This is a genomic window from Lacrimispora sp. BS-2 (assembly GCF_040207125.1).
Taxonomy (GTDB): domain Bacteria; phylum Bacillota; class Clostridia; order Lachnospirales; family Lachnospiraceae; genus Lacrimispora.
In genome coordinates this window covers 1,627,680-1,654,312 of record NZ_CP157940.1, presented here as the reverse complement: position 1 = coordinate 1,654,312, position 26,633 = coordinate 1,627,680, and the positions used below count along the sequence as shown (strand labels likewise).

Here is a 26,633-nt window from a genome sequence, read left to right as displayed (position 1 = left end):
ATGGCACTTGAGAGGATCAATGCAGTAGGAACCAGCTTTTTTGGCCGCGGATCCATCGGACTGCTGCCGGATGAGCTTAAGAAACGGGGATTTAAACGGGGGCTCATTGTTACGGATCCCTTTCTGTATAAAAATGGCACCGGAGACAAAGTGGGGGCCTGTCTTTTAAAAGCCGGGGTGGAATATGCCATTTATTACCTGGTTGAGCCAAATCCCACCACAATGGTTGTGAATGACTGCCTGGAGGCTGCCAGGGCTTTAAAAGTGGATCTTTTGGTGGCTGTGGGCGGAGGCTCTGCCATAGACACGGCAAAGGCAGTCAGCATTGTGATGGCAAACGGGGGTAAGGTAGAGGATTATGAAGGGGTAGACCGCTCTCTTAATCCGGGAATGCCCATTGTTGCGGTAAACACTACCGCAGGAACCGGTTCTGAGGTCACCTCGTTCTATATCGTGACTGACCCGGTAAGACATTCCAAAATGTGTATGGTAGATCCTAACTGCATGGTCACCATTGCCGTCAATGACGTGGATTTCATGATGAGCATGCCAAAAGCCCTTACGGCTTCCACAGGAATGGATGCCATGACCCATGCCATTGAGGCGGCTGTGGCGAAACGGGCCACCCCCTATACAGATAAGGACGCTCTTTGGGCAATGGACGTGATTCATACCTATCTTCCGGAAGCAGTGGCCGACAGAAGCAATGAAAAAGCCAGGGAAATGATGGCTTATGGGGAATACAGCGCGGGCATGGCATTTTCCAATGCAGGACTTGGCATGGTTCATGCCATGGCTCATTCACTTGGAGGGCTCATGAACCTGCCTCACGGCATCTGCAATGCGGTTTTGCTGCCTTTTGTCATGGAATTTAACGGAGGCAGACCGGAAGCAGCAGAACGGTATAAGAAGGTGGCGGAGGGACTTAAGCTTCCCGGGGCGGCTGCCATGACAGGGGAACAGGCAGTGAAGGAATCGGTGGCCTGTATCAGGCGGCTGTCAAGGAAGGTTGGGATTACACAGAACCTTCGGGAGCTTAAAGTAAATCCTATGGATTTTAAGGCTCTGGCAGAGCTTGCGCTGAGGGATTCCTGTATGGAGGACAATCCCTTTAAACCGACGGTACAAGAGGTCATAGAAGTATATCGGAACGCATATGGTTGAACTGCAATAAATTGTGGGAAGGAGAAGGAATAGATGAAAAAACTGATTAATGTGCCGGAAAACTATGTAAATGAGATGCTGGAGGGAATCTATCTTGCTCATCCAGACTATGTTACTTACGCGGAAGGCGACTTACGCTGTCTGGTTACCTCCAATAAGGTGGCGGGAAAAGTGGGGATCGCGACCGGAGGAGGTTCGGGGCATCTTCCGCTGTTTTTGGGTTATGTAGGAAAAGGAATGTTAGATGGCTGCGCGGTTGGAGATGTTTTCCAGTCTCCCAGTGCGGAGCAGATGCTCAACGTGACAAAAAGCATTGATTCCGGAGCAGGCGTCCTTTATATTTACGGAAATTATAACGGGGATATCTTTAATTTTGACATGGCGGCAGAGATGGCGGATATGGAAGAGGGAATCCGTGTGGAAAGCGTTGTTGCAGGGGAAGATGTGGCATCTCCCAAGGCGGATCCCGGAGAAAAGAACACCAGAAGAGGAGTGGCCGGTATCTTTTTTGTATATAAGTGCGCTGGAGCTGCGGCTGCGGCCGGGAAGGATTTGGAAGAGGTAAAACGGATTGCAGAGAAAGCGGCTGCTAGTGTAAGAACCATGGGAGTGGCACTTACCCCCTGTACAGTGCCGAGAGTCGGTCATCCGGGGTTTGAGATCGGAGAGGATGAGATGGAAATCGGCATGGGAATCCATGGAGAGTCCGGAATCCGCCGGGGGAAAATGGAAACCGCAGATGAGATCACATCAGAGATGATGGAAAAGATCCTTGAAGATATTCCTTACTGCGCTGGAGATGAGGTGGCGGTTCTGGTCAACGGACTTGGAGCCACTCCTCTTGACGAACAGTATATTGTGGCGAGAAAGGTCAATCAGATTCTGGAAGAGAAAGGAATCAAGGCCCACCGTTATTATGTGGGTGAGTATGTAACTTCCATTGAGATGGCCGGCCTGTCCATTTCCCTTTTGAAAATGGATGAGGAATTAAAGGGCTATCTGGATGCTCCGGCTGATACCCCATTCTTTAAGCAGGGCATTGTCTAAAGATATTATATAGAAGAAAGTGGCAGGGACACATACCCTTTGTGACGATTATGTATGCCGCCGGCATCAGCGGCAGAATGGAGGTTTATATGAACCAGCAGGAACTGATAGCCATGCTTGGCAGAATAAGTAAGATCATGGTGGAAAACCGAAACTATTTAATTGAACTGGACAGTGTTGTGGGAGACAGTGATCTGGGACTGACCATGACCGATGGATTCCAGGCGGCCTGCGAAGCGGTATTGGATGGATCGGAGCCGGATCTGGGCAAGCTTTTGTACAAGGCAGGAAAGACCATGGGAAATAAGGTCCCTTCTACCATGGGGACATTGATGGCGGCAGGGCTGATGCGTGCCGGAAAGACCTTAAAAGGAAAGACCGAATTGTCCGATACGGATGTTGTTGCTCTGTTTGAAGCCTATGAGGCAGGTGTTGCTGATCTTGGCAAAGCAAAACCAGGAGATAAGACTTTTTTGGATGGATTTCATCCCGGAGTGCAGGTGCTTAAAGCGGAAGTGGAAGCTGGAGAGCCCCTTAAAGAAGCTTTTGAGGAAGCTGCAACGGCTGCATGGGATGGCTTTGAACGTACCACAACGATGATTGCGGTTCACGGAAGAGCTGCAACAAGAGGGGAAGCATCCCGTTCCTTAAAGGATCCCGGGGCTGCTGTGGCAGCACTTATTATGAAGGCAGCAGCGGGCAGATAAAATAAAGACCGGAGTAACCAGAAATGATTTGCTCCGGTTTTTTTGTGAAAAATAGACGATTTTCCTGTTGAAAAATTGGTGAAAATGCAGAAAATTCTTAAATCGGTTGCATCAATCTGCAAACGGTGTTATATTGTGCTTAGTTGAGTACAACTGAATAGCAAAACAGGAAGACGTGTTACTGGTAATGCAGGCAAGATCGGATTGAGCGAAGAGTGATAAGACTTATTATTATTTATGGTCTTATGATTCCTATAGCTTGGTCGGGTCTTTTTTATTTTGTCATTCCGGCCGGATGATGAGATATTAAAACACTTGAAAGGGGTTTGGAAAATGAATTATAATCAAATAGCCAAAGACATCATAGCAAACGTCGGCGGCGACCATAACATAAGGGGACTCACCCATTGTTTTACCAGATTAAGGTTTGAGTTAAGAGATTCAAAGAAGGTAAAAAAAGAAGTAATTGAACATCTGGAAGGTGTTATTTCCGTAGTGGAAAGCGGCGGGCAGTTCCAGGTCGTACTGGGAACAAAGGTCACAAAGGTTTACGAAGCAATCCTTCCCATGGTATCATTAGAAGAAAGCACAGATGCCGGCAGTGAAGATAAGGGTTCTGTCTGGAACCGGATTCTGATTGCCATTTCCTCCATGTTCACCCCTATGGTTCCGGCGATTGCGGCCTCCGGTCTTTTAAAAGGTTTTCTGACCATTGCAAGAATTACGGCCTCCAATCACGGGATGGATATTACGGTCAACCAGACTTATATTCTTATTATGGCTGCCACAGACGCATTGTTTTATTTCATGCCCATTATTCTTGCCTATACCAGTGCAAAGGTATTTAAGGCAAATGAATTTATTGCCATGGCTCTGGGCGGTACCATGTGCTACCCGGCAGTTGTTTCCCTGATGACCGGGAAAGAAGCTGTAAGCATGTTCGGTATTGCCATTACTAAGGCAAGCTATGCATCATCAGTAATTCCCATTGTGATCGGGGTGTTTATTCTTGCATATATACAGAAGTTTTTAGAAAAGATAATTCCGGAAGTGCTGAAAATCATACTTGTTCCAGGCATATCCTTACTGGTTATGATCCCTGCAACCTTTATGGTGTTTGGCCCTATCGGCATCTACATCGGTAATGGCATTAACTTTATCTACACTGGAATGATGAATTTAAGCCCTGCCCTGTGCGGCGCTTTTGTGGGCGGTATGTGGTGTGTATTTGTTATTTTTGGGGCACACAGGGCCTTGCTTCCCATTGGTATCAATGACGTGGCCCAGTTCGGCCACCAGAACCTGCTGGCTTTTGCCGGTGCGGCAAATTTCTCCCAGGGCGGTGCAGCCCTTGGGGTTATGTTAAAAACGAAAAGCAAGGATTTAAAAACAGTGGCAGCTTCTGCGGCCATATCCGCTTCTGTATGCGGTATTACAGAGCCGGCCATTTACGGATGTAACCTGCGGTTAAAAAGGCCTATGATCTATGCCATTATCTGTGGCGCAATCGGCGGTGCCATCATGGGCGTAGGCGGCGTGTACGGCGATTCCTTTGCCAATAATGGGGTGCTTACCTTTGCAACCTATGCGGCTTTTGGTATGAAGACCTTTATTTATTATCTGATCGGTGTTGCCGTATCCTTCTTTGGCGCAATGGGGCTTACCTTGCTTTTTGGTTTTGATGATATTACTGGAAAAGGCGGACAAGGTTCTGGATCAGCCGGGGCTTCTGACCGGAAAACAGAGGAAGCATCAGCCGAATTTCAGGATGTTTTGGATATCACTTCCAAAGCAGACATATTGATCAGTTCGCCGGTGGAAGGCAGGGCAGTTCCCATGACATCGGTAAATGATGAGGTTTTTTCCTCCATGGCATTGGGGAACGGAATTGCCATTATCCCGGAAAAGGGTGAAGTCGTTGCTCCCGAAGACTGTACTGTGACCCTGGTTTACCCGACCCTTCATGCTCTTGGTCTTATGCTGGACAGCGGAGCTGAAATGATTATTCACGTAGGCATCAATACGGTCCAGCTGGATGGAAAGCATTTTAAAAAATATGTGGAAGAAGGCACTCATGTCAAAAAGGGAACCAGACTTCTGTCCTTTGACTTAGATGCCTTAAAGAAGGATGGATATGATACGGTTGTTCCAATTATCATCAGTAATACCGCTGCTTTCCGCGAAGTGACGGGAATTAACGGAGCCGGGGCTTCTCCCCAAAAGCCGGTAATCGCAATCAAAAATAATCAGTAAAGGAAATGAGGATATGGAAGTAAGGAAAGCAAATTTTCCAGAGAATTTTTTGTGGGGAGCCTCCTCTTCGGCATTCCAGATAGAAGGCGGATGGGATGAAGGAGGAAAGGGCCTTACGGTTGCCGATGTAAACTCCTTTAAGCGTTCGGATATACAGGCTGACAGTAAGGCCGCCAGTGATTTTTACCATCATTGGGAGGAGGATATCCGGCTCATGAAGGAACTGGGGATGGAGATTTACCGGTTCTCCATTTCCTGGGCCAGAATCATACCCGATGGAGATGGGGAAACAAACCAGGCAGGGATTGATTTCTATAATAAGATCATTGACGGTCTGCTGGAACAGGGTATCCAGCCTTTTATCACCTTATATCACTTTGACCTTCCCTACGCCCTTGTTGAAAAATACAATGGCTGGGAATCCAGAGAATGTGTAAAGGCCTTTGAGCGTTATGCAAACATATGCTTTAAAGCCTTTGGAGACAGAGTCACCTACTGGCAGGTCCACAACGAGCAGAATCTTATGGTGAGGGTAAATGAGCGGGTTAACATCACCGCAGACGATCCATGGGAAGCCGACCGCCAGAGAGCCCAGATGGACTATCACATGTTCCTGGCTCATGCCCTGGCAGTGAAAGCCTGCCATTCCATTATACCAAATGGAAAGATAGGTCCTGCGGTATCCTCCACCTGCACCTATCCGGAAAGTAACAGACCGGAGGATGTGTGGGCGGCCAGAATGAACGACTGGTTTAAAACGGATTACTGCCTGGATATGCATTATTACGGCTGTTATCCGGGATATTACATGCGTTATCTGGAGGAAAGAAATATTGTGCCGGTTATGGAGCCGGAGGATGAGGAAATTTTAAAAGGCGCAAAGATGGATTTTATTGCCCTGAATTATTACCGGACCTTATGTGTCAGGTATCTTCCGGCAGATGAGGGGCATCCGGCTGGGGAGAGAGCATTCCCCATCAACGAAGTGGATTTTGACCAGTATGGTTATTTTCATCATATTAAAAATGAGCATCTGGCTTCCAGCGAATATGGAGCCCAGATCGATCCGCTTGGCCTTCGGACCGTGTTGAACAGCTATTATCAGAAATACCACCTTCCCCTCATTATTACGGAAAATGGTCTGGGAGCTGCCGATACCCTGACAGAAGACGGCAAAATCCATGATGAGTACCGGATCAGCTACTTAAGGGCGCACATCCAGGCCATAAGCCAGGCAATGGAAGACGGGGTTTCGGTCATGGGATATTCTCCCTGGTCGTTTATGGATCTTCTAAGTTCCCATGAGGGCTTCCGAAAGCGGTATGGTTTTGTCTATGTCAACCGGGAAGACCATGACTTAAAGGATATGCGCCGAATCAAAAAGGACAGTTATTTCTGGTACAGGCGAGTGATTGAAACCAATGGAAACGAACTCTGAGTGAGAAATGGGGTTGGGTTATGAGGGTTGTAAAAGTAATGAATAATTCCCTGCTGCTGGCACTTGATGACAGCGGCAGGGAAGTGATCCTGATGGGCAAGGGAATCGGATTTAATAAGTCCATCGGGCACCGTTTAAAAAGTGAAGACATTGAAAAGGTATTTGTCTTAAAGGACCGGTCTATATCCAAGAATATCATCAGGCTTGCTTCCGAAATAGACAGTACCTATTTTGAGCTGGCCAAGCAGGTCATTGATTATGCCATCGACACCTATGGAATGGTACTGATGGAGCATATTTATCTGGGACTTACGGACCATTTGTCCTTTGCTGTAAAAAGAAACAATGAGGGGATTTTAATACAGAATTTTTACACGCAGACCTTAAAACGTTTTAATCCAAAGGAATACCAGGTTGGTTTATATGCCCTGCAGCTTGTGAGGGAGCGGCTGCAGGTGGAACTTCCTGAAGATGAAGCTGGAAATATTGCTTTTCATTTTATCAATGCACAGACAAATAACTCTGACAGTACGGATAACCAGAAGATATTTGAGACGGTCAAGGGAATTTTGGATATTGTAAAATACAATTTCTCCATTCTCTACGATGAGGACAGCATCGGCTACACCCGCTTTGTGACTCATCTGCGTCTCTTTGCACAGAGGCTTGTAAACGGCAATCAGGATTTCTATGATTATGAAGATTCTTTTTACTCTCATGTGCTTGAGAGCTGCACCAGGGAATATGAATGTGTGAAAAAAATCGGCGTTTTTATTAAAGAGAAATTTGATTCAAAGCTGTCCAGACAGGAAGAAATGTACTTAGCCGTCCACATTCACAGGATTTTAGAGGAATACGCTCAGAGGAAGAAAACATGAAAGAACAGACTTTTAATCAGCTTACGTTTACACGCCATCAGGAAATCCGTTATCTTGCTATGGTATCGCTGTTCTGGTTTGCACAATATGTATATATTCCATACCAGACCACTTTTTTGACTGCCAGCGGAGCGAGCAGCGCATTTACCGGAATGGTTGTGGGGGCTTATGGAATTTCCCAATTACTGTTAAGGTTTCCCATAGGGCTTTGCGCGGATTCTGTTGGCAGGCATAAGTATTTTATTATGGCAGGAGCGATTGCTTCCGGGACTGCATCTGTTTTCCGGGTATTTTGGTGCAATGGAGCTGGTTTTCTAATTGCCAATTTTTTCTCCGGACTTGCTTCCGCCATGTGGATTTCTTTTATGGTGTTCTATACCAATCATTTTTCCGCCAGGGATCAGCAGGCAGCCACCAGCCGGATTGTACTGTTCAATAATTTTGGAATGCTTCTTGGTTTTCTGTGCAGCACAATCACCTATCAACGTATCGGCATGGCTGGAATCTGTCTGTTAAGCGTCTGTGCAGGCCTGTTGGCTTTTCTTCTTTCTGCCGGGATCAAAGAAAGGGATGTGAAACCCGGCATACATAAGACAAGGGAACTGCTTTCTGTTTGTAAAATCAGACATCTTTGGATGTTCTCTGTCATTGCCCTGATTCAGCAGGGGATCCAGCTGACCACCGCCATGTCATTTACAAACCAGATATTAAAAACGCTGGGCGCAACAGACGGGATTGTAGGGATATCCTCTGTGATCTATATGATATCATCAGTAGGGTTTGCAGCTTTCGCAGCTTCCGGCACTTGCAGCCGCAAAGGCCCAAGATTCTGGATCCCCCTGGTATTTGCTGTTGTGGCTTTGTATTGTATACTGGTTCCGGCCGCAGGAAGTGTACCTGTGATTTTGCTGCTGCAAATTTTACCGGGGATGTCCACCGGCATTTTGTTTTCTTTTGCAACCTCGGAAGCAATGCAGAAAATTCCGGCCTGCAGCAAATCCACGGCAATGGGACTATACCAGGCTGTATATGCGGTGGGCATGACAACTTTCCCGGTTTTTACAGGGGCACTGGCTTTAAGGGCAGGAATATTGAACGGGTACTTGCTGCTTTCCGGGATTGCCTGTCTGGGCGGCATTGGGGCAGTCGTATATTATAAAAGAGAAGCTGCCGGCCAGGAGGCAGGCAGCTAAAGCTCATTTTCACATTTTAAATTCCATGCATTCATCAGATCACAGAGATCCTTTGAAACAGTCTGTATACGTCTATCTGGCCATATCCCCAGATATTATTGGGATACGCATTGGTGCTGTTTCTCTGTGCCCCCCTCATCATCATATGGTTGATCTGGACACCGGTGACGGTGGTATGGTTGCCTTTGCAGGACCCCCATTCCATGATCATGGCAGAGGCTCCTGCAGCGTGTGCTGCGGCTGCTCCGGTACCTGTAATGCTTCCATATTGATTTTCCGGGATCGCACAGGGAATCCGGTATCCGGGAGCGGCGATATCGGGAACGATCACACCGAATCTTGAATAACCTCTTCCTGATTCTACCTGAATATTGTCTTCCAACTGATTATAGGCAGCAACTGTCAGGGGATTTCTGGCATTTCCCGGGTCTGTAATGGTGGTGTTCGGGTCTGATTGGTAGAAATATGTCTCGTGTGAAATTAAATTTCCTGACGGGAGCCAGGAATGGAAGGAAAAAGGCTCTTTCTCTATGCTGGTGAGGTGGAAATGCCAGATTCCTGGAATTGGATTGTCAAACCGTACTAAAATAACCTGATCCCCGGTAGAGCCTTCCAAGAGGATATTATTGATCCATATGGTAGTCTGGCCAAGGGAAAGGCTGAATTTCTGGCAGTCACCGGCGGAAGGGGATATGCTTTGAACGATTTCATGGTTAGGTGAGAAAATTTCAATGGTTATTTTGCCAGGGGGAAAGGGCCAGATTTCCATTGTGAATTTTTTATCATTTCTCCCTATTTTTAAGTTAAACTCACTGCTGAAAGGCGCGGCCTCTGAATGATGGAAATAATGTCTGCGGTGGTTTCCTTCATTCCCTGCTGCCACTGTTACGTTGGTTCTGGGCAATTGTACGATTTGGTCTAAGTAAGTGCTGATAACGCCAAGTCCGTCATGGCCTCCCTGGCTGCTTCCCATTGCAATGCATATGACGAGAGGACGGTCTGTTTTTTGGGAAGCGGAGAGAATGTAACGAATTCCCAGTATGAGATCTGATTCCTGATAGCACTGGGCATCTTCCGGAGCAAAGAACAGCTTTTTTAAATTTTGTTTCGCTTCTTTTAATTTTACTACGATAAGTTCAGTTTGAGGAACAACGCCGGTAAAATCGTGTTCTTCATCGGGAGTACCGGCAATAACGCTGGCGATTGCCGTACCGTGTCCATTGCTGTCAAAGGTAGGTACAATGGATAAGGGATCCTTTGATTTCAGCGCGGTATTTATGTGGTTTTTGCCGTATTCCGAACCGAAACTAAAGTCTTTGGGAGGCTTGCCGCTTTGGTCGGTCTGGTCCCATATGGATAGAATGCGGGTGGTACAGTCACGGTTTCTGAATGCAGGATGCTGGTAGTCGATGCCGGTATCTATGATGCCGATGGTCACTCCCAGCCCCATGAGGCTTAGATCGGGATGTCTGCGGACATTGGTAATACCTGATTTTTCCATGCTCACTTTAGAAGTAAGTGTAAAAAGAGTGGGAAAATTATCATAAGGATGCCGGCCCAGGTCACAGGCGTCCATATTGTTTTTCCATATATGCAGCAAAGAATATTTATCATTCAGAACCGTTATGTTATCTCCGGTATTAAAACCAGGAACTAAAGCATTGCTGATGATCAGATCATAATAATCGTTATCTAATATTTTATTCATGATAAAGCCCCCGACCTGCTGTTTTAAACGCAGTATATATTTATCTTATGCATTTACATGGGGCTTCATGAAAGGTTACTGTTCTTTAAGAGAGCTAATGCCTCCAACATAAAAAGGAAATTGGAAAAGACGGAACCAGCCCGTAGGACTGTCCGTCTTTTTTGTGTGAAATCAGTTCAGCGGAACCGCCTTTCCTGTTACTTCATTGTATTGAAAGGCTACACTGCCGGTATTATAGTCAAATAAATAGGTGGCAACATAAATCAGAGTATTGTCAGGCTGGCGTTTGTAGGTCCTGACAGTATAATAATCATTTCCGTCTATTTTCGATATTCCAGGTGCTGTAATATATTCATAAGAGTCAATCGCTTCCGGCAGACCAAGCTTTTCCTGACTCTGGGCCCGGACAGCATCCTCCGCCTGTTCAATGGTATTGGCCGCCTTTGGCTGTTTTTCAAAATCAGCGATTATTTTTTTCTGCTGGTTCCACTGGTCCTTAAAATAAGTGTTCCAGGGCTGGTTTTCCTTGCTGGTGGTTACGGTATAGCTGTCCGCTTCGGATTCCAGGGTAATGGAAAGGTAGGAAGAGGAATCTTTAGATGGCCCGGCAAGCTGATAGATCTCTGAGCTGGTCTTTGATGCCTCGTCTGCAGAAGGCTGTCCGGACTCAGGCTGCTGGGACTTATCTGTTATATTAATGAAATTCTTTTTTTCCTCCAGGTAATCCATGTAGCTTTTTATATCAGCAGAGGTATCTTCCACGTTAAGGTATTTGTAACACTCCCCCATGCCGGATGTTTGTGAGGAAGCACCGGCAGAAGATTCCTCAGGTTTTTCTGTCTGATCCTCAGTTTCTTTCGTTTCTGTGTCAAGGCTGGCTTCAGAAGCCTCCTGCTTTTTAAAATCCCGTTCCCCTACAATTTCAGTAACCGAAGAAATATCTTCGTCTTTTGAAAAGTAGTAGGTCGGTGCTTCTTGTGCTTCTTCTTTCTGCACATCCTTCTTTTGGGAGGTGAGCAGAACAATGGCCTGAACAGATCCCATAATAACGATCAACAGAGCGGCTGCCATTAAAACGAGAACTCTTTTATTTTTAGGCAACAGACCTTTTCCTTTTTCTTTATTTTTGGGGGCCTTGGCCGGTTTTACCTTATTTTGTTTGGTTTTTATTGCCTTCCCTTTTTGGGGCTTTGTCTTGGGAATCTTCTCTTTCCTGGATTTTTTTTGTTTTAGCATAAAGATCATCCTTGTGTAATTATTGATGCGAAATACAGCGAAATGGCTGATGGCATCGATATTCATATATCGGTTGATTCCAGACGAAAAATAAGGATTTTGAATAAAAAATGATTTTGTTTAAACGACCAGAAGCTTTTTTGCGGTTCCCATGATCATCTTATCCACAAATTCGGCCACTTCTTCCTTTGGCTGCTGCATATCCGTATCAAGCCATTGCTTTAGGACACCGGTCAATCCATAGGTGATAAATTCAAGGTAATAGTTAAGGGTCACTTCTCTGGCGGCCGGATACTGCTCCCTGATGACAGCTGTGCCGTTTTTTAAGACAAGGGTGTGGAAACGGTTTACGAAATCATTGGAGGAGCTGTTCTCAAAAAGGATTTTACAAATCTTTTTGTTCTCTTCAATATAATGTATGATTGGTATGACGACGGGCAGGAGCGAGTCCTTTTTAAATGCATAGCGGCAGTTGCTTACCATATCCTGGAAGTCATTTAAGACTTCGGACTCCATCTCCTGCAACAGACAGTAGGTATCGGCATAATGAAGATAAAAGGTACCCCGGTTTAAATCTGCCAGTTCCGTGATATCTTTTACGGAAATATTCTTAAAGTCCTTTTTTTCCATGAGTTCAAGAAGGCTTTCCTTTAATAACTTCTGAGTTTTTCGGATGCGGCGATCCTTTTTTTGAATTTCCATACAATTCCTCCATTGTGTTTCTGAACTTGCTTCTAATTCCAGAGTCTGAATCTCCAAAAGTCATGATCATTATGTCAAAAAGTGTTGATTATTGCACTGAAATAAAATTTGTGATTATTAATAGATTGTTCTTTATTGATTGATTATTGAAACTTATCTACAAGAGTATTATAATGTACACGTGTTCAAAAGTCAATAATATATCTATTAACAGAATAAGGATGGGTAATGGAGGAAACTATGAAAAGAGACAGAAGTTTATTTGATAGAATCGTACATTTTATTGTGTTCAGGGGAAAGGAAATAGAGATTTTTTTCTTTCTTACGGCCATCATCTGTGCAATCTGTTTTCCTTTTGTAAAGGTCAATTACGATTTAAGCAAATACCTGCCGCAGTTTGCTCAAACAAAACAGGCTCTTGATGTGATGGAGGATGAGTTTGGATATCCTGGAATGGCCCGGATCATGGTGGAGGATGTAAGCCTTCAGGAAGCAAAAAGAATAAGACAGCAGATATCCGACCTGGAAGGGGTGGATCTGGTCATAGGTCCGGATCTGACCACCAATGTCTATATGGGAACATCTTTTTTGAATCAGGGGATCACGGATATGATGTCTGTGGATGCTTTTGCCATGGAAGATTATTATCGTGACGGCTACGCTCTGATGGATGTGATATTTGAAAACGGCGATGATAGTGAGGTGACCCGGAGCGCGGTTGACGGGATTTATGAAATTGTAGGAAAAGACAGAGGCTATTTTGCGGGAAGTGCCGTATCCAGTAAGGAACGGGAAGAATCCATAACAAAAGAGATCACCATGGCGATTGGAATGGCACTTATAATCATCTGGGTGATATTAACCCTTACCACAACATCCTGGATGGAACCATTTTTGTTTATTTTCGTCATGATTATTGCCATTGTCCTGAATATGGGATCTAACCTGATGTTTGGCACCATATCATTTTTTACGTTTTCCACGGCAGCCATTTTACAATTGGCAGTATCCATGGATTATTCCATTTTCCTTTTACATACTTTTACGGCAATTAAAAATACCGGCATTGAGCTGCATAAGGCCATGGAGCTGGCAATAAAGGAATCCTGCAGTTCCATACTGGCAAGCGGGGCCACCACCATTGTAGGGTTTCTTGTGATTGCATTCATGCGTTTTACCATTGGTAAGGATGTGGGTTTTGTGCTGACCAAGGGGATCATTTGCAGTCTGGCTACCGTATTGTTCCTTATGCCGACTTTGATTCTGCACTTTAATGATAAGATCGAAAAAACAGCCCATAAGCCCTTTATTCCTTCCTTTGACAGGTTCGCAAAACTGATGAACCGGATTCGGAAGCCTGTATTTATTATTGCCCTGTTCCTGGCCGTTCCCTGTTATTTCGGACAGAGTATGAATGTTTTCTACTACGGGGATGATGCCATCGGAGCCGGACCGGGAACCAGAGTTTTTGAGGATACCAGGGCCATCAATGAGGAATTCGGAAAATCAAACATGATTATCGGAATAGTTCCCAATGGTTCTATTGTGACCGAACGGCAGCTGACAGATGCCTTGGAGGACCTGGAATTTGTTAATTATGCAATGTCCATGGCAGGAACCGTGCCAAAGGGAATTCCGGAAAGCTTTCTTCCGGAGAAGGTAAGCGAACAACTTCGAAGCGAGCGGTATGCCAGGCTTTTGATTTCCCTAAACACAGTTCAGGAGAGCCGGTACGCCTTTGAATGCAGTCAGGAGCTGGAACGGGTGATCAGGGAATATTATCCGGAAGATGCTTATGTGATAGGCATGACTCCGACGACAATTGATATCCGTGACATATTGACCGATGACTATAATAAGGTTTCCCTGTTGTCTTTGGCGGGAGTTGCCCTGGTTGTTTTTGCCACCTTCCAGTCTGTTCTGGTTCCGATCCTTGTAATCATACCGATTGAAGTAGCCATTTACTTAAACATGACGCTGCCCTATGTGATGGGGGACAGCATGGTATATATCGGATACATCATTGTAAGCTGCCTGCAGCTTGGTGCTACGATAGATTATTCCATCCTGATGACTAATAATTATCTGGGCTTTAGGAAGACCATGAATAACACGGACTCCGCCATGGCTGCCATTTCAAAAAGTACCCTTTCCATTCTGACCTCAGGCGGTATTCTTACGGTAGTCGGTTATCTTTTGTTTTTTACGTCGTCTATACAGGCTATTTCCCAGGTGGGACGCCTTGTGGGAAGGGGAGCGCTCTTAAGTATGGTTTTAGTGCTTTCCCTTCTTCCGGCCTTGCTTAGCACCTTTGACAAGCAGATTCAGAAGCAGCAGCTCCGTGCGGCAAAGAGAAAGGAAAAACGGCGTTTAAGATATGGAAGAGTAAAAATAAAAGGAGAGAATGACCATGAAAAAGTATAATAGAATTCTGAGTATGGGCCTGGCTGTTATCGTTTCCCTTGAGTCCGTACTGCCGGCTCTGGCCGCGCCTGATGTACCTCAGTATGATGAAACTCTTTATGTGACCCTGGACCCTTATGGGGATATAAAGGAAAGCAGCATTGTAAAAAATTATCTGATGAATGGGAACAGCAGTATCGTGGATTACGGAGTTTACGATAAGGTAATGAACTTAACAGACCATTCGGAAGCTGTAATAGGAGAAGACGGCTCCATCACTTTTTCTCCGGAAGAAACGGGAGCGCGTTTTTATTTTGAAGGCCGGACAAAAACAGAGAAATCCCAGCTTCCCTGGGACATTAAAGTGAGTTACCGTTTAAACGGAGTAGAAAAAAAGGCAGAAGAGCTGGCTGGTGAAAAAGGACTTATTGAGGTCAATGTAGATCTGGTTCCCAATAAACAAGTATCCGACTACTACCGGAATAACATGGCCCTGATGGCAAACACAGTTGTGGATATGGATAAAAACTTAAGCCTGGAGGCCGAAGGAGCCCAGATACAGGCCGTTGGCAACTTAAATATGGTTGTTTTCTTTCAACTGCCTGGGGAGGAAGGCCATTATTCCATCCGGATCGGTTCCGATGATTTTAAATTTCCCGGCATAGTCTTTGCGATGGTGCCTTTGACAGTAAGCCAGCTTGATAAGGTTGCGGATTTAAGAGATGCCAAGGAAACCATGGAGGATTCCGCAGATGCCATCAGTGACAGCCTGGATGTGGTTTTTGATACCATGGGGAACATGCAAAAGGGTATTGCGGATACGGCGGATGGTCTCAGAGGACTTGATAAGACCAGACAGATATTTGCCGATTCCAAGGGCAAGGTGTATGAGAATGCGGACGAAGCCCTGGCGGCTCTTGACAATCTGTCCCAGACCCTGCGGCCCTTTTACAACCATACCCAGAATGCCGGAAATGCTTTAAACGAGATCAGGACCCAGACAAATCACATGGTGGGTATTCTTGATGACCTGTCACCGGATTTGGGAGATTTGCAGGACAGCGTCCGGTACTTAAGAGATGAAGTGGAAGAACTTCGAAAAATGGCAAAGAATAATCAGACAGATTTAAAATCACAGGCTTTTTTGGCGCAGGTCAAAAAGGTAGAAGGCCACTTAAATACCCTGACGGCTGAGCAGAAGCAGCTGGCAGATGAGCTTGCTTCTCTTGGGCAGGCGCTTCCTAAGCTGGCAGCACTTAGCAATACCCTAAGTACGTCAGCGGCAGGGATTAAGGATGAAGATTTGCGGAATTTAATCCAGGAGATCAAGGATGAAGGGCTCGTAGACGAAGATGAGATATCCTCCTACCTGTTTAATGAAAAAGGCTACTCCATTCAGGAAATCAATGCCCTTACCAGTTACTTGTCCTCTGCATTGGGAACCGGCCGTATTGCCACCCCTTCTAAGGCATCCAAGGAAATGCTGGGAGCAGCCGCTCCTCTGGCGTCAATTCTTCCGCAGATTGTTGACAGCGGTGCAGGACTGACCGGAGATTTGGGAAAAATGCTTGGGATGACTGATATGCTGATGCAGGACCTGCATTCTTTAAAAGGCCCTGTAAACGGAACAATTAACGGAATAATCGACATAGCCACTGCTACAGGGAACATCTGTGATACGGCCGATGATCTGATCAGTTCCACCGATGAGTTAAATGGTATTTTAAACCGCCACCATGATGATATGATCGCGACCTTAAATGATGTTGGAAAAATGACGGACAGCGCCTCCAGGGGCATTGATTCCATGAATGTATTTTTCCGCTCTCTTGAAAGCCAGATGAAGGTAGTAGGTGATTCCCTGAACAGCAGCACGGAGAAAACCTTAAACGGCCTTGCAGGTACGTTAGATGAGGCGGGAAATGGGCTGGATCAGACCGATGTATTGAGAAACGCAAAAGATACCATCAAGGGGATGATTGATGATAAATGGGATGAATATACAATGGATGATACGACCATTTTAAACATTGATCTGGAGGCATCTCCGGTGTCCATGACATCGGCGAAAAATCCCTCTCCCAGAAGCATTCAGATGATACTTCGTACCGAAGAAATAAAAGATAAAGAGGACAGTGTTGATTTAAAAGTGGATGAGGACTTTCATCCTGACGGAAATATATTTCACCGCATTGGAAATATCTTCAAATATATCTGGACGTCCATAACTTCTGTTTTTAAATAACAATGTAACAGGATCTTTCCCTCCTGGAGTACTATGTGAAGCCTTGGGCAGAGGCATTGTATTAAGCTTTAGACGAAGTTACATAACCTGACCCTTAGATTCTGCCAGACGGCGGATGAAGGGCAAAATTACATAAATATGCGCGGACCGGCTGAAGGACTGGCCGGAAGGGATTCAAAACAGAAGAATTTTAAGTTTACTAATAGGCAGCAGAAAAAGAGATGGATTATGTCATATAATTCCTTGTCTTTTTCTGTTGCTTTTTTATAGGATTCCAATTTCCATGTTGTATTAAGAACTTTCATAGCTCTGATTGTGCAAAATCTTCAGATTCCAGAACATACATTCGAAAATACTTGAAAAAAAGATTTATCTATGTTACAATAAAGAAAAAGAACATGCGTTCGAGGTGTAAAAATGCTGATTCAGGAAGAATTAAGTGTTCAGGAAAAGCTTGAAATATTATCAGATGCCGCAAAATATGATGTTGCCTGTACCTCCAGCGGAGTGGACCGAAAGGGAAAGGCAGGGGCTCTTGGGAATACAACGGCAGCGGGAATCTGCCATAGCTTTTCCGCAGACGGCAGGTGTATTTCTCTTTTAAAAATATTGTTTACCAACCAGTGTATCTATGACTGCAAGTACTGCATCAACCGATGCTCTAACGATGTGGTAAGGACTGCCTTCACCCCCGAGGAGGTGTGCCGGCTGACAATCCAGTTTTACCGACGTAATTACATTGAAGGGCTGTTCCTCAGTTCGGGAGTTCTTCACAGTGCGGATTATACCATGGACTTAATTTACCAGACCCTTAAAAAGCTTCGTGAGGAATACCATTTTCACGGTTATATCCATGTAAAGGCAATCCCAGGCGCAGATCCGGTCTTAATTGAAAAGACCGGATTTCTGGCAGATCGTATGAGTATCAACCTGGAGCTTCCCACTGCGGACGGCCTTAAAAAGCTGGCTCCCGGTAAAAGCAGGAGCAAGATTCTAACGCCCATGAAGCAGATTCAGAAAGGAATCGCGGCCAACCGTTACGAGCTGATGGAATACGAAAAGGCTCCGTCCTTTGTGCCGGCAGGTCAGAGCACTCAGATGATCGTGGGGGCCACTGGAGAGAATGATTTTCAGATGATGATGGTGGCAGAGGCACTTTACCAGAATTATGATTTAAAAAGGGTCTTTTATTCGGCATTTGTTCCGGTCAATCAGGACAGCAGCCTGCCGGCCCTTCCGGGGGGACCTCCCCTGTTGCGGGAACACCGGCTGTATCAGGCAGACTGGCTCATGCGTTTTTATGGATTTCAGGCGGGAGAACTGCTTTCTGAAGACCGTCCTAATTTTAATGTACTTCTGGACCCGAAGTGTGACTGGGCCTTGCGCCACCTGGAATTATTTCCGGTGGAAGTGAATAAGGCGGATTATTATACTCTGCTGAGGGTTCCCGGAATGGGAGTAAAGTCGGCGAAGCGTATTATTGCGGCCAGAAGGAATGGGCCTCTTGATTTTGATGCCTTAAAAAAGATTGGCGTTGTATTAAAGCGGGCGCTTTATTTTATTACCTGTTCCGGCAGGATGATGTATCCGGTTAAGATCGAGGAAGACTACATTTCCAGCCACCTTGTGGGTGAGGAGCAGAGAAAGGTATGGGAGATCGGTTCAGCGGGAACTTTCCGCCAGCTTTCTTTGTTTGATGACATGAATGTGCCTGCTTTGGCAGATTTAGGAGGAGTCAGGCTATGAAGACAGTTTATTTGTGCGAGAACAGTGTGGAAGGCATTCTAAGCGGCGTATATGCGGCTTGGACCAGCAGAAAGGGACATGAGAATGTAAAGCTGGAACTTATGGGAGATGGGGACACCATGGAGCTATTCTGCCAGTATGAGGAGGTTCCGGTCAATGCCAGGAATGCAGACAAGGTGGTACAGGCTATCAGGGGAAAGATATCAGAGGAAGCCTATATTGCTGTATACAAAGCTGCATTAAGCAAGGAAAGAGACCGTGGGGATAAAATATACCGTTTTTTAATTTATGGCTTTCATTTTGGCGCAAAAATTGTTCATATGCTCCAGGTTAAGGAGGTATTCGATATTTTTCAAATGTGCCGAAATATTGATAATGAGACTCATCTACTCACAGGCTTTGTTCGTTTTGTGGAGATGGAGGGAGATCTTTTAGTGAGCCGGATCGGACCAAAGAATGATGTACTTGTTCTTCTGGCTCCCCATTTTATGGACCGCCTCTCAGGAGAGAGTTGGGTTATCTATGATGAAAACAGGAGAAAGGCAGTTTTGCATCCGGCATTCCGCCCCTGGTTCCTGGTGGATTTGATTTCAACGGAGTGGGAGGAACGAATGAAAAAGGCGTCGGATGAAGACGAATATGAGGCACTTTTTCAGCGATTCAGAAAAAGTGTTTCCATTAAAGAACGGACCAATCCGGTTTGCCAGCGTAATCACATGCCGCTCCGTTACCGGGCCTATATGCCTGAATTTTCCCATGGTTTAAAGGATTCCTAAGTCCTTCCGGTTTCGGGAAAAAGAGAGAAAAGCATTGCCTTTTCCCTTTCTTTCGGTTATCATAAAAGCAGGTTCCGGTTCAGGAACATTCCATATGCGTTTCTGCATGTTTTCCTGATTTGTTGTTTATGAAACTGAATAATGAAATACCCTGCGGGTATACCTTTACACCCGGTAAAGCGGGGTGGGCCCTGCCCGGAAAGCATGGGCATACATAAGGAAAGGAGAGGCAGTATTTGTACAGTAAAGTTCATAGTGTGGGAATTAAGGGAGTAGAAGGGGTCCCGATCCTGGTAGAGGCGGATGTCAGCGATGGACTTCCGGGTTTTTCCATGGTTGGTTATCTCTCTTCTGAGGTGAAAGAAGCTCAGGACCGGGTAAGAACGGCGCTAAGAAATTCCGGTTTCCGGCTGCCTGCAAGAAAAGTCACTATTAATTTATCTCCTGCCGACATCCGCAAGGAGGGAACTGCTTTTGATCTGCCCATTGCGGTGGCAATTCTGGCAGCTTCCGGTATGGTTAAGCCTGATTCTTTGCGTAGTTGCGTGATTTCCGGTGAATTGGGGTTGGACGGAGAGATTAAGCCCGTAAGGGGAGCACTTTCCATTACCGCGGCTGCAAAAAAGGACGGAAAGACTCAGTGCTTTCTGCCCAATGAGAACGTCAGAGAGGGCTTAGTAATAGAAGGAATGGAAATTATCGGAGTGGGCCATCTGAAAGATTTAACGGATCAGCTGAACTATCCGGAAAAACAAAAAACAAGCTATTTAAAAAAAGGCAGGGTCATGGGACAGAGGCAGACTTATGATGTAGATTTTTCAGAAATTGGAGGCCAACTCCTCTTAAGGCGGGCCACAGAGGTAGCGGTGGCGGGAATGCACAACATTCTTTATATCGGGCCTGCGGGGTCCGGAAAGACCATGTTAGCCAAACGAATTCCAACGATCATGCCCTCCCTGTCAATGGAGGAGGCTGTGGAAATATCAAAGATATACAGCGTATGCGGGCTGCTTTCCCAGGAGGAGCCTTTGGTGGTAAAACGGCCCTTTCGAAGTCCTCATCATACCATTAGCCCGACGGCTCTGGCCGGAGGAGGACGGATACCAAAACCAGGCGAGATCTCCCTGGCATCCGGAGGCGTTCTGTTTCTGGATGAATTACCCGAATTTCAAAGAAATACCATAGAACTTTTAAGGCAGCCTCTTGAGGAGCGGAAAATAACTGTTTCCAGAATGTTCGGCGCATATGAATTCCCGGCGGACTTTATGATGGCGGCAGCCTTAAACCCCTGTCCCTGCGGCTTTTTCCCGGACCGGACAAGGTGCAGATGTTCTGAGCAGCAGGTACGCAAATATTTAAGCAGGATATCAAAACCGCTGCTTGACCGGATCGATATCTGCGCGGAATCCGCAGCGGTCACATACGATGAGCTGCAGGAAAAAAGAGGCGGTGAATCCTCTGCCTCCATACGGAAACGGGTTGAGAAAGCAAGAAAGATTCAAAAAAAGCGGTTTGAAGGCCGCGGGATATATTTTAACAGTTCCATGAATAAGGCTCTGATTGAGATGTCCTGTGGTCTTGGAAAAGAGGAGCAGGAGTTTTTAAGAAAGGTTTACGAAAATCTGGGACTCAGTGTGAGAGGTTATGAAAAGATATTAAAGGTATCCAGGACCATAGCAGATCTGGAAGGCTCTGATAAGATAAGAAAAAACCATCTGGCAGAGGCGGTGGGGCTGCGCAGCATGGAAGAAAAATATTGGGGAGGAATTTATGGACCGTCATGAGGAACGGGAGTATTTATACTGGCTTTGTCATGTTCCGGCGCTGGGAGCCGTAAAAATAAAAAAGCTTTATGATTACATTGGAAGCTATAAAGGAATATATAATATAGAAGGAAAAGAATTGGAACGGTCAGGGCTTTTAAAGCAGACAGAAGTTTCCCTTTTTGAGGAGATGAAAAGAAAAAAAGACGCCTGCAGATCAGAACTTGGGGAATTGGAAAATAGAGGAATTCATTTTGTTACGCCTTATGACAAAGAATATCCGAAACGGCTTCTTGCAATTTATGGATACCCTATGGGAATCTTTTTTAAAGGAAAGCTGCCTGAAGATGAAAGGCCTGCAGTTTCCATCATCGGAGCCAGGAACTGTACCAATTATGGAAAACAGATGGCCGCTTACCTGGCAAGGGAGCTTTCCAGGACAGGAATCCAGATTATCAGCGGGCTGGCATGGGGAATTGACGGTGCGGGCCATCAGGGAGCGTTAGATGCCGGCGGGGATACCTATGGAGTTTTAGGCTGCGGGATCAATATCTGCTATCCCAGGGAAAATTATGGACTATATGAACGGATGGCCGCCCAAGGAGGAATCCTTACGGAGTTTATGCCAGACGAAGCACCAAAGCCCTGTAATTTTCCCATGAGGAACCGGATCATCAGCGGGCTGTCAGATGGGATCCTGGTGATTGAGGCCCGGGAAAAAAGCGGCTCCCTGATCACTGCAAACCTGGGACTTGAGCAGGGAAAAGAAATTTTTGCCCTTCCCGGAAGGGTGACAGATCCTTTAAGTACGGGCTGTAACCGGCTTATTTCCGAAGGCGCCGGAATTTTGTTAGGCCCTGATTCTGTGCTGGAATATTTCAAATTACAGGGTGGTAATATATTAAGAGTTCATGAAAAAGATAAGAACGGACTTGTCAAAAAAGAAAAAATGGTGTATAGTTGCCTAGATTTGCAACCGATGAATCTGGAAAAGATTATATCTTTAAGTGGATTGTCTGTCAGCGATTGTATGAGCGCTCTTTTAGAATTAGAACTAAAGGGCTGTGTCGTGCAGACGTCCCATCAATATTATGGTAAGAAACTATAGGCGAGGAGTTTGGTATGGCGAACTGTTTAGTAATTGTGGAATCACCGGCAAAGGTAAAAACGATAAAAAAATTCCTGGGAGCGAATTATGAAGTGGATGCCTCTAACGGACATGTGAGGGATCTCCCGAAAAGTCAGATGGGAATTGATGTGGAGCATGATTTTGATCCCAAATATATAACAATCAGAGGAAAAGGCGATATCCTGGCCAAACTTAGGAAAGAAGTGAAAAAGGCCGACAAGATTTATCTTGCGACTGACCCTGACCGGGAGGGAGAAGCAATTTCCTGGCATCTGATGAAGGCCTTAAAGCTGGATGAACTAAAGGATAAGCAGGTGTACCGGATCAGCTTTAACGAGATTACAAAGAATGCGGTAAAGGCTTCCTTAAAAACCCCAAGAGCGATTGATATGGATCTGGTGGATGCCCAGCAGGCCAGAAGGGTTTTGGACCGTATGGTTGGATATATGATCAGTCCACTGCTTTGGGCAAAGGTAAAAAGAGGCTTAAGCGCCGGCCGGGTCCAGTCAGTGGCATTGCGTCTGATCTGTGACCGGGAAGAAGAGATCAATGCATTTATCCCGGAAGAATACTGGAACCTGGAAGCTATTTTAAAGCAGGAGGGAAGCAAAAAGTCTCTGACTGCAAAATTTTATGGTGATAAAAACGGCAAGATTGCCATTGGTAAAAAGGAAGAACTGGATAAAATACTGAAAGGTCTTGAAAATCAGACTTATCAGGTGGAGGAAGTAAAAAAAGGGGAAAGAGTCAAGAAAGCCCCCATACCATTTACTACCAGTACCCTTCAGCAGGAAGCGTCCAAGGTACTTAATTTTTCAACCCAGAAAACCATGCGTCTGGCCCAACAGCTATATGAAGGTGTGGAGGTCACAGGACATGGAACCGTGGGACTTATCACTTATCTGCGAACCGATTCCACCAGAATCGCGGAAGAGGCAGATGTTGCGGCAAGAGAATACATCGGAAAGCAGTATGGCAGCCAGTATGTGGCAAATGGGGAACAGGCAAAAAAAAGCAATGCAAAGATCCAGGATGCCCACGAGGCGATCCGTCCTACTGATATTGCCCTGACCCCGGTTATGGTAAAGGAATCCCTGCAGCGGGATTTATTCAGGCTTTACCAGCTGATCTGGAAACGTTTTGCAGCCAGCAGAATGCAGCCGGCCGTTTACGAGACCACTTCGGTAAAAGTGGGAGCCGGAAGCTATGTTTTCACGCTTTCCGCCTCAAGACTGTCCTTTGACGGTTTTATGTCCGTATATGTACAGGAAGATGATAAGGAAGACAACAATGTATTGCTGGGAAATCTGGAAAAAGGCAGCATCCTTAAGCTGGATAAACTAGAGAGCGGACAGCATTTCACCCAGCCGCCGGCGCATTTTACGGAGGCCGCCCTTGTAAAGGCCATGGAAGAACAGGGGATCGGACGTCCAAGTACTTATGCCCCTACGATTACGACTATCATCGCCAGACGTTATGTGGCAAAGGAAAATAAAAATCTTTATGTGACAGAGCTGGGCGAAGTGGTCAACAGCATGATGAAGCAAAGCTTCCCAAGCATCGTGGATATTACTTTCACTGCCAACTTAGAATACCTTCTTGACAGGGTGGGAGATGGCTCCGTCCAGTGGAAGACCGTTGTGAAAAACTTTTATCCGGATTTAAAAGAAGCGGTAGATAAAGCCCTTGTGGAATTAGAATCCGTGACCATCGCCGATGAGGTGACAGATGAAATCTGCGAGTTATGCGGCCGGAACATGGTCATAAAGTACGGCCCTCATGGTAAATTCCTGGCTTGTCCCGGATTCCCTGATTGTAAGAATACAAAGCCTTATCTGGAAAAGATCGGCGTACCTTGTCCGAAATGCGGAAAAGAAGTAGTAATAAAGAAAACCAAAAAGGGCAGAATATATTATGGCTGTGAGGCAAATCCTGAATGCGATTTCATGTCATGGCAGAAGCCTTCCACGAAAACCTGTCCCAAGTGCGGTGCTTACATGGTTGAAAAAGGAAACAAATTACTTTGCTCAAATGAGCAATGCGGATACAGCGTTGACAAATAGGAAAAAAGAAATATTATTAAGAAAATCGAAAATCTTCAAAAAACTATTGTTATTTGAATATAATAATGTTAATATTTAATCATTAGAGGTGTATTTTAGTTTTTCACATAAATTCTTAAGGAGGTTTTCGGCTATGAGCGTACAGTTGTTGGACAAAACTAGAAAAATTAACAAATTATTGCATAACAATAATTCGCATAAGGTAGTATTTAACGATATCTGTGAAGTGCTGACCGAGATCCTGAATTCGAATATTCTTGTGATCAGCAAGAAGGGAAAGGTGCTGGGTATTGGCCTGACACCGAATATCGAGGAGATTCAGGAGCTGATCGCGGACCAGGTTGGCGGTTATGTCGATACAATGTTAAATGAGCGTTTACTCAGCATTTTATCAACGAAGGAGAACGTTAATCTGGAAACGCTGGGTTTCACTGGTGACAATATCAGAAAATACCAGGCAATCATTACACCTATTGACATTGCAGGGGAAAGACTTGGAACCCTGTTTATTTATAAATCCGATTCCCAATATGATATAGACGACATCATCCTAAGTGAATACGGCACTACGGTGGTTGGACTGGAAATGATGCGTTCTGTTAATGAGGAGAATGCGGAGGAGACCAGAAAAGTGCAGATTGTAAAATCCGCAATCAGCACCTTATCTTTTTCTGAGTTAGAAGCCATTACCCATATCTTTGAGGAACTGGATGGCAATGAGGGCATCCTGGTGGCAAGCAAGATCGCTGACCGTGTAGGAATCACCCGTTCCGTTATTGTCAACGCCCTTCGGAAATTTGAAAGCGCTGGAGTGATTGAATCCAGATCCTCTGGTATGAAGGGAACTTATATCAAGGTATTGAATGATGTGGTGTTTGATGAATTGAAAACCATTAAGGCCGGAACCGTTAAAAATATACAGGAACGCCGTGATATAAAAGATATGTAAAATCCAATGTCAGAAGAAAAAGAGCAGAGAGAAAACTGCTCTTTTTTTATAGTAAAAGATGAAAGAAATAACGTTTAAATTTAATTTAAAAATCGGACAATATGCCTTCCCATCCAGTTGATTTATAAGTACACAAAATATGGCAGCATGTGTTTGATTTGAACACAAAATATAAAAAAATACTTGCATCGTGTAGAAAGATATGCTATACTGGCTAGGCTGACAAAAAACACGCCTGCGGATTCTGGAGGAAGGTGCCGGATACCGGTCTCCTCGGAAGCAAAAGAAGCGGGCGGAAGTAAAACCAAATGGAGGTAATAACATGAGTGTTATTTCAATGAAGCAGCTTTTGGAAGCTGGCGTACACTTCGGTCACCAGACCAGAAGATGGAACCCTAAGATGGCTCCATACATTTATACTGAGAGAAACGGCATCTACATCATTGATCTGCAGAAGTCTGTAGTAAAGGTAGATGAAGCTTACAAGGCAGTATCCGATATTGCTGCAGAAGGCGGCAAGATCCTTTTCGTAGGAACAAAGAAGCAGGCTCAGGATGCCATCAAATCTGAGGCAGAGCGTTGCGGAATGTATTTCGTTAATGAAAGATGGCTTGGCGGTATGCTTACAAACTTTAAGACAATCCAGTCCAGAGTTGCAAGATTAAAGCAGATCGAGACCATGTCCGAGGACGGTACATTTGATGTTCTTCCTAAGAAAGAAGTTATTGCTCTTAAGAAAGAGTGGGATAAATTAGAGAAGAATTTGGGCGGAATCAAGGATATGAAGAAGATTCCGGATGCGATTTTCGTTGTAGATCCTAAGAAAGAAAGAATCTGCGTTCAGGAAGCTCATACACTGAGAATTCCGTTAATTGGTATCGCTGATACAAACTGTGATCCTGAAGAACTTGATTTCGTGATTCCAGGTAATGATGATGCGATAAGAGCCGTTAAGTTGATTGTATCCAAAATGGCAGACGCAGTGATCGAGGCAAACCAGGGCGAGGCAGTAGCGGAGGAAGCAGAAGCAGCTCAGGAAACAGAAGAGACTGTAGAAGCTTAATTATTCAGGCGATTGGATGCTTCGACCTGCTTTGAGAAGCGGGTCGAAGCTTTTTTTTACTGGAAAAAGGTTCCTGTGTATAAATTACCTTTGAGATGATCAAAGATGAAATGAACACCCTGTAGGCATATCTTTATGCCAAAAAAGCATGGGCGTTAGCGATGAAATCA

Annotated in this window: 19 protein-coding genes; 16 read left to right on the top strand and 3 right to left on the bottom strand. The window is 45.2% G+C overall.

Features of this window, described 5'->3' with window-relative positions:
* The 7 genes from ABFV83_RS07825 to ABFV83_RS07795 all read left to right on the top strand — a co-directional run bounded on the left by ABFV83_RS07825 (position 1) and on the right by ABFV83_RS07795 (position 8,680).
* Positions 1-1,164 carry an iron-containing alcohol dehydrogenase gene (locus ABFV83_RS07825; RefSeq protein WP_349948328.1) on the top strand — a complete coding sequence of 388 codons (1,164 nt, stop codon included), beginning with the start codon at positions 1-3 and terminating at the stop codon, positions 1,162-1,164.
* A gap of 33 nt (positions 1,165-1,197) precedes the next feature.
* Entirely contained in the window at positions 1,198-2,211 is a 1,014-nt protein-coding gene (locus tag ABFV83_RS07820; protein WP_349948327.1) for a dihydroxyacetone kinase subunit DhaK, read from the top strand.
* A gap of 89 nt (positions 2,212-2,300) precedes the next feature.
* Positions 2,301-2,918 (top strand): dihydroxyacetone kinase subunit L, encoded by a 618-nt coding sequence (locus tag ABFV83_RS07815; RefSeq protein ID WP_349948326.1) that lies wholly within the window; start codon positions 2,301-2,303, stop codon positions 2,916-2,918.
* Positions 2,919-3,251: 333 nt separating this feature from the next.
* A complete protein-coding gene (locus tag ABFV83_RS07810) occupies positions 3,252-5,171 on the top strand; it encodes a beta-glucoside-specific PTS transporter subunit IIABC (protein WP_349948325.1) in 1,920 nt (639 codons plus the stop codon).
* A 13-nt stretch (positions 5,172-5,184) separates the two neighbouring features.
* Entirely contained in the window at positions 5,185-6,609 is a 1,425-nt protein-coding gene (locus ABFV83_RS07805) for a glycoside hydrolase family 1 protein (RefSeq protein WP_349948324.1), read from the top strand.
* 20 nt (positions 6,610-6,629) lie between these two features.
* On the top strand, positions 6,630-7,487 hold the full coding sequence (locus ABFV83_RS07800; protein WP_349948323.1) for a PRD domain-containing protein: 858 nt from the start codon (positions 6,630-6,632) through the stop codon (positions 7,485-7,487).
* Complete coding sequence (locus tag ABFV83_RS07795) at positions 7,484-8,680, top strand: MFS transporter (RefSeq protein ID WP_349948322.1); 1,197 nt, start codon at positions 7,484-7,486, stop codon at positions 8,678-8,680. Before ABFV83_RS07800 ends, ABFV83_RS07795 begins: the two co-directional genes overlap by 4 nt.
* A 34-nt stretch (positions 8,681-8,714) precedes the next feature.
* Here the strand turns inward: ABFV83_RS07795 and ABFV83_RS07790 are convergent, their stop codons facing one another.
* The 3 genes from ABFV83_RS07790 to ABFV83_RS07780 all read right to left on the bottom strand — a co-directional run bounded on the left by ABFV83_RS07790 (position 8,715) and on the right by ABFV83_RS07780 (position 12,326).
* Positions 8,715-10,388 carry a S8 family peptidase gene (locus ABFV83_RS07790; protein WP_349948321.1) on the bottom strand — a complete coding sequence of 558 codons (1,674 nt, stop codon included), beginning with the start codon at positions 10,386-10,388 and terminating at the stop codon, positions 8,715-8,717.
* Between the two features lie 171 nt (positions 10,389-10,559).
* Positions 10,560-11,624 carry a hypothetical protein gene (locus ABFV83_RS07785; protein WP_349948320.1) on the bottom strand — a complete coding sequence of 355 codons (1,065 nt, stop codon included), beginning with the start codon at positions 11,622-11,624 and terminating at the stop codon, positions 10,560-10,562.
* Between the two features lie 120 nt (positions 11,625-11,744).
* The gene (locus tag ABFV83_RS07780; RefSeq protein WP_349948319.1) at positions 11,745-12,326 is read right to left on the bottom strand and encodes a TetR-like C-terminal domain-containing protein; all 582 of its coding nucleotides are present in this window, start codon (positions 12,324-12,326) and stop codon (positions 11,745-11,747) included.
* A 240-nt stretch (positions 12,327-12,566) separates the two neighbouring features.
* Between ABFV83_RS07780 and ABFV83_RS07775 the strand changes: the two genes are divergently transcribed.
* The 9 genes from ABFV83_RS07775 (at position 12,567) to rpsB (ending at position 26,463) form a co-directional block, all read left to right on the top strand.
* Positions 12,567-14,750: an MMPL family transporter gene (locus ABFV83_RS07775; protein ID WP_349948318.1), complete on the top strand. Its 2,184-nt coding sequence runs from the start codon at positions 12,567-12,569 to the stop codon at positions 14,748-14,750.
* Complete coding sequence (locus tag ABFV83_RS07770) at positions 14,737-16,974, top strand: hypothetical protein (protein ID WP_349948317.1); 2,238 nt, start codon at positions 14,737-14,739, stop codon at positions 16,972-16,974. The genes ABFV83_RS07775 and ABFV83_RS07770 overlap by 14 nt, the downstream gene beginning before the upstream one ends.
* 417 nt (positions 16,975-17,391) lie before the next feature.
* A complete protein-coding gene (locus ABFV83_RS07765; protein ID WP_349948316.1) occupies positions 17,392-18,720 on the top strand; it encodes a putative DNA modification/repair radical SAM protein in 1,329 nt (442 codons plus the stop codon).
* A complete protein-coding gene (locus ABFV83_RS07760; protein ID WP_349948315.1) occupies positions 18,717-19,496 on the top strand; it encodes a TIGR03915 family putative DNA repair protein in 780 nt (259 codons plus the stop codon). Before ABFV83_RS07765 ends, ABFV83_RS07760 begins: the two co-directional genes overlap by 4 nt.
* Before the next feature lie 236 nt (positions 19,497-19,732).
* Positions 19,733-21,280, top strand: coding sequence for a YifB family Mg chelatase-like AAA ATPase (locus ABFV83_RS07755; protein WP_349948314.1), 1,548 nt, complete (start codon positions 19,733-19,735; stop codon positions 21,278-21,280).
* Positions 21,267-22,367: a DNA-processing protein DprA gene (gene dprA, locus ABFV83_RS07750; RefSeq protein WP_349948313.1), complete on the top strand. Its 1,101-nt coding sequence runs from the start codon at positions 21,267-21,269 to the stop codon at positions 22,365-22,367. Before ABFV83_RS07755 ends, dprA begins: the two co-directional genes overlap by 14 nt.
* A 14-nt stretch (positions 22,368-22,381) precedes the next feature.
* Positions 22,382-24,451 carry a type I DNA topoisomerase gene (topA, locus tag ABFV83_RS07745; RefSeq protein WP_349948312.1) on the top strand — a complete coding sequence of 690 codons (2,070 nt, stop codon included), beginning with the start codon at positions 22,382-22,384 and terminating at the stop codon, positions 24,449-24,451.
* 133 nt (positions 24,452-24,584) lie between these two features.
* Positions 24,585-25,400 (top strand): GTP-sensing pleiotropic transcriptional regulator CodY, encoded by an 816-nt coding sequence (gene codY, locus ABFV83_RS07740; RefSeq protein ID WP_349948311.1) that lies wholly within the window; start codon positions 24,585-24,587, stop codon positions 25,398-25,400.
* Positions 25,401-25,722: 322 nt separating this feature from the next.
* Positions 25,723-26,463, top strand: coding sequence for a 30S ribosomal protein S2 (gene rpsB, locus ABFV83_RS07735; RefSeq protein ID WP_349948310.1), 741 nt, complete (start codon positions 25,723-25,725; stop codon positions 26,461-26,463).
* Positions 26,464-26,633: the final 170 nt, after the last annotated feature.

Coding starts and splice junctions, on each gene's coding strand:
- ABFV83_RS07825 (WP_349948328.1), top strand. CDS start 1: ATGGCACTTGAGAGGATCAATGCAGTAGGAACCAGCTTTTTTGGCCGC.
- ABFV83_RS07820 (WP_349948327.1), top strand. CDS start 1,198: ATGAAAAAACTGATTAATGTGCCGGAAAACTATGTAAATGAGATGCTG.
- ABFV83_RS07815 (WP_349948326.1), top strand. CDS start 2,301: ATGAACCAGCAGGAACTGATAGCCATGCTTGGCAGAATAAGTAAGATC.
- ABFV83_RS07810 (WP_349948325.1), top strand. CDS start 3,252: ATGAATTATAATCAAATAGCCAAAGACATCATAGCAAACGTCGGCGGC.
- ABFV83_RS07805 (WP_349948324.1), top strand. CDS start 5,185: ATGGAAGTAAGGAAAGCAAATTTTCCAGAGAATTTTTTGTGGGGAGCC.
- ABFV83_RS07800 (WP_349948323.1), top strand. CDS start 6,630: ATGAGGGTTGTAAAAGTAATGAATAATTCCCTGCTGCTGGCACTTGAT.
- ABFV83_RS07795 (WP_349948322.1), top strand. CDS start 7,484: ATGAAAGAACAGACTTTTAATCAGCTTACGTTTACACGCCATCAGGAA.
- ABFV83_RS07790 (WP_349948321.1), bottom strand. CDS start 10,388: ATGAATAAAATATTAGATAACGATTATTATGATCTGATCATCAGCAAT.
- ABFV83_RS07785 (WP_349948320.1), bottom strand. CDS start 11,624: ATGCTAAAACAAAAAAAATCCAGGAAAGAGAAGATTCCCAAGACAAAG.
- ABFV83_RS07780 (WP_349948319.1), bottom strand. CDS start 12,326: ATGGAAATTCAAAAAAAGGATCGCCGCATCCGAAAAACTCAGAAGTTA.
- ABFV83_RS07775 (WP_349948318.1), top strand. CDS start 12,567: ATGAAAAGAGACAGAAGTTTATTTGATAGAATCGTACATTTTATTGTG.
- ABFV83_RS07770 (WP_349948317.1), top strand. CDS start 14,737: ATGAAAAAGTATAATAGAATTCTGAGTATGGGCCTGGCTGTTATCGTT.
- ABFV83_RS07765 (WP_349948316.1), top strand. CDS start 17,392: ATGCTGATTCAGGAAGAATTAAGTGTTCAGGAAAAGCTTGAAATATTA.
- ABFV83_RS07760 (WP_349948315.1), top strand. CDS start 18,717: ATGAAGACAGTTTATTTGTGCGAGAACAGTGTGGAAGGCATTCTAAGC.
- dprA (WP_349948313.1), top strand. CDS start 21,267: ATGGACCGTCATGAGGAACGGGAGTATTTATACTGGCTTTGTCATGTT.
- topA (WP_349948312.1), top strand. CDS start 22,382: ATGGCGAACTGTTTAGTAATTGTGGAATCACCGGCAAAGGTAAAAACG.
- codY (WP_349948311.1), top strand. CDS start 24,585: ATGAGCGTACAGTTGTTGGACAAAACTAGAAAAATTAACAAATTATTG.
- rpsB (WP_349948310.1), top strand. CDS start 25,723: ATGAGTGTTATTTCAATGAAGCAGCTTTTGGAAGCTGGCGTACACTTC.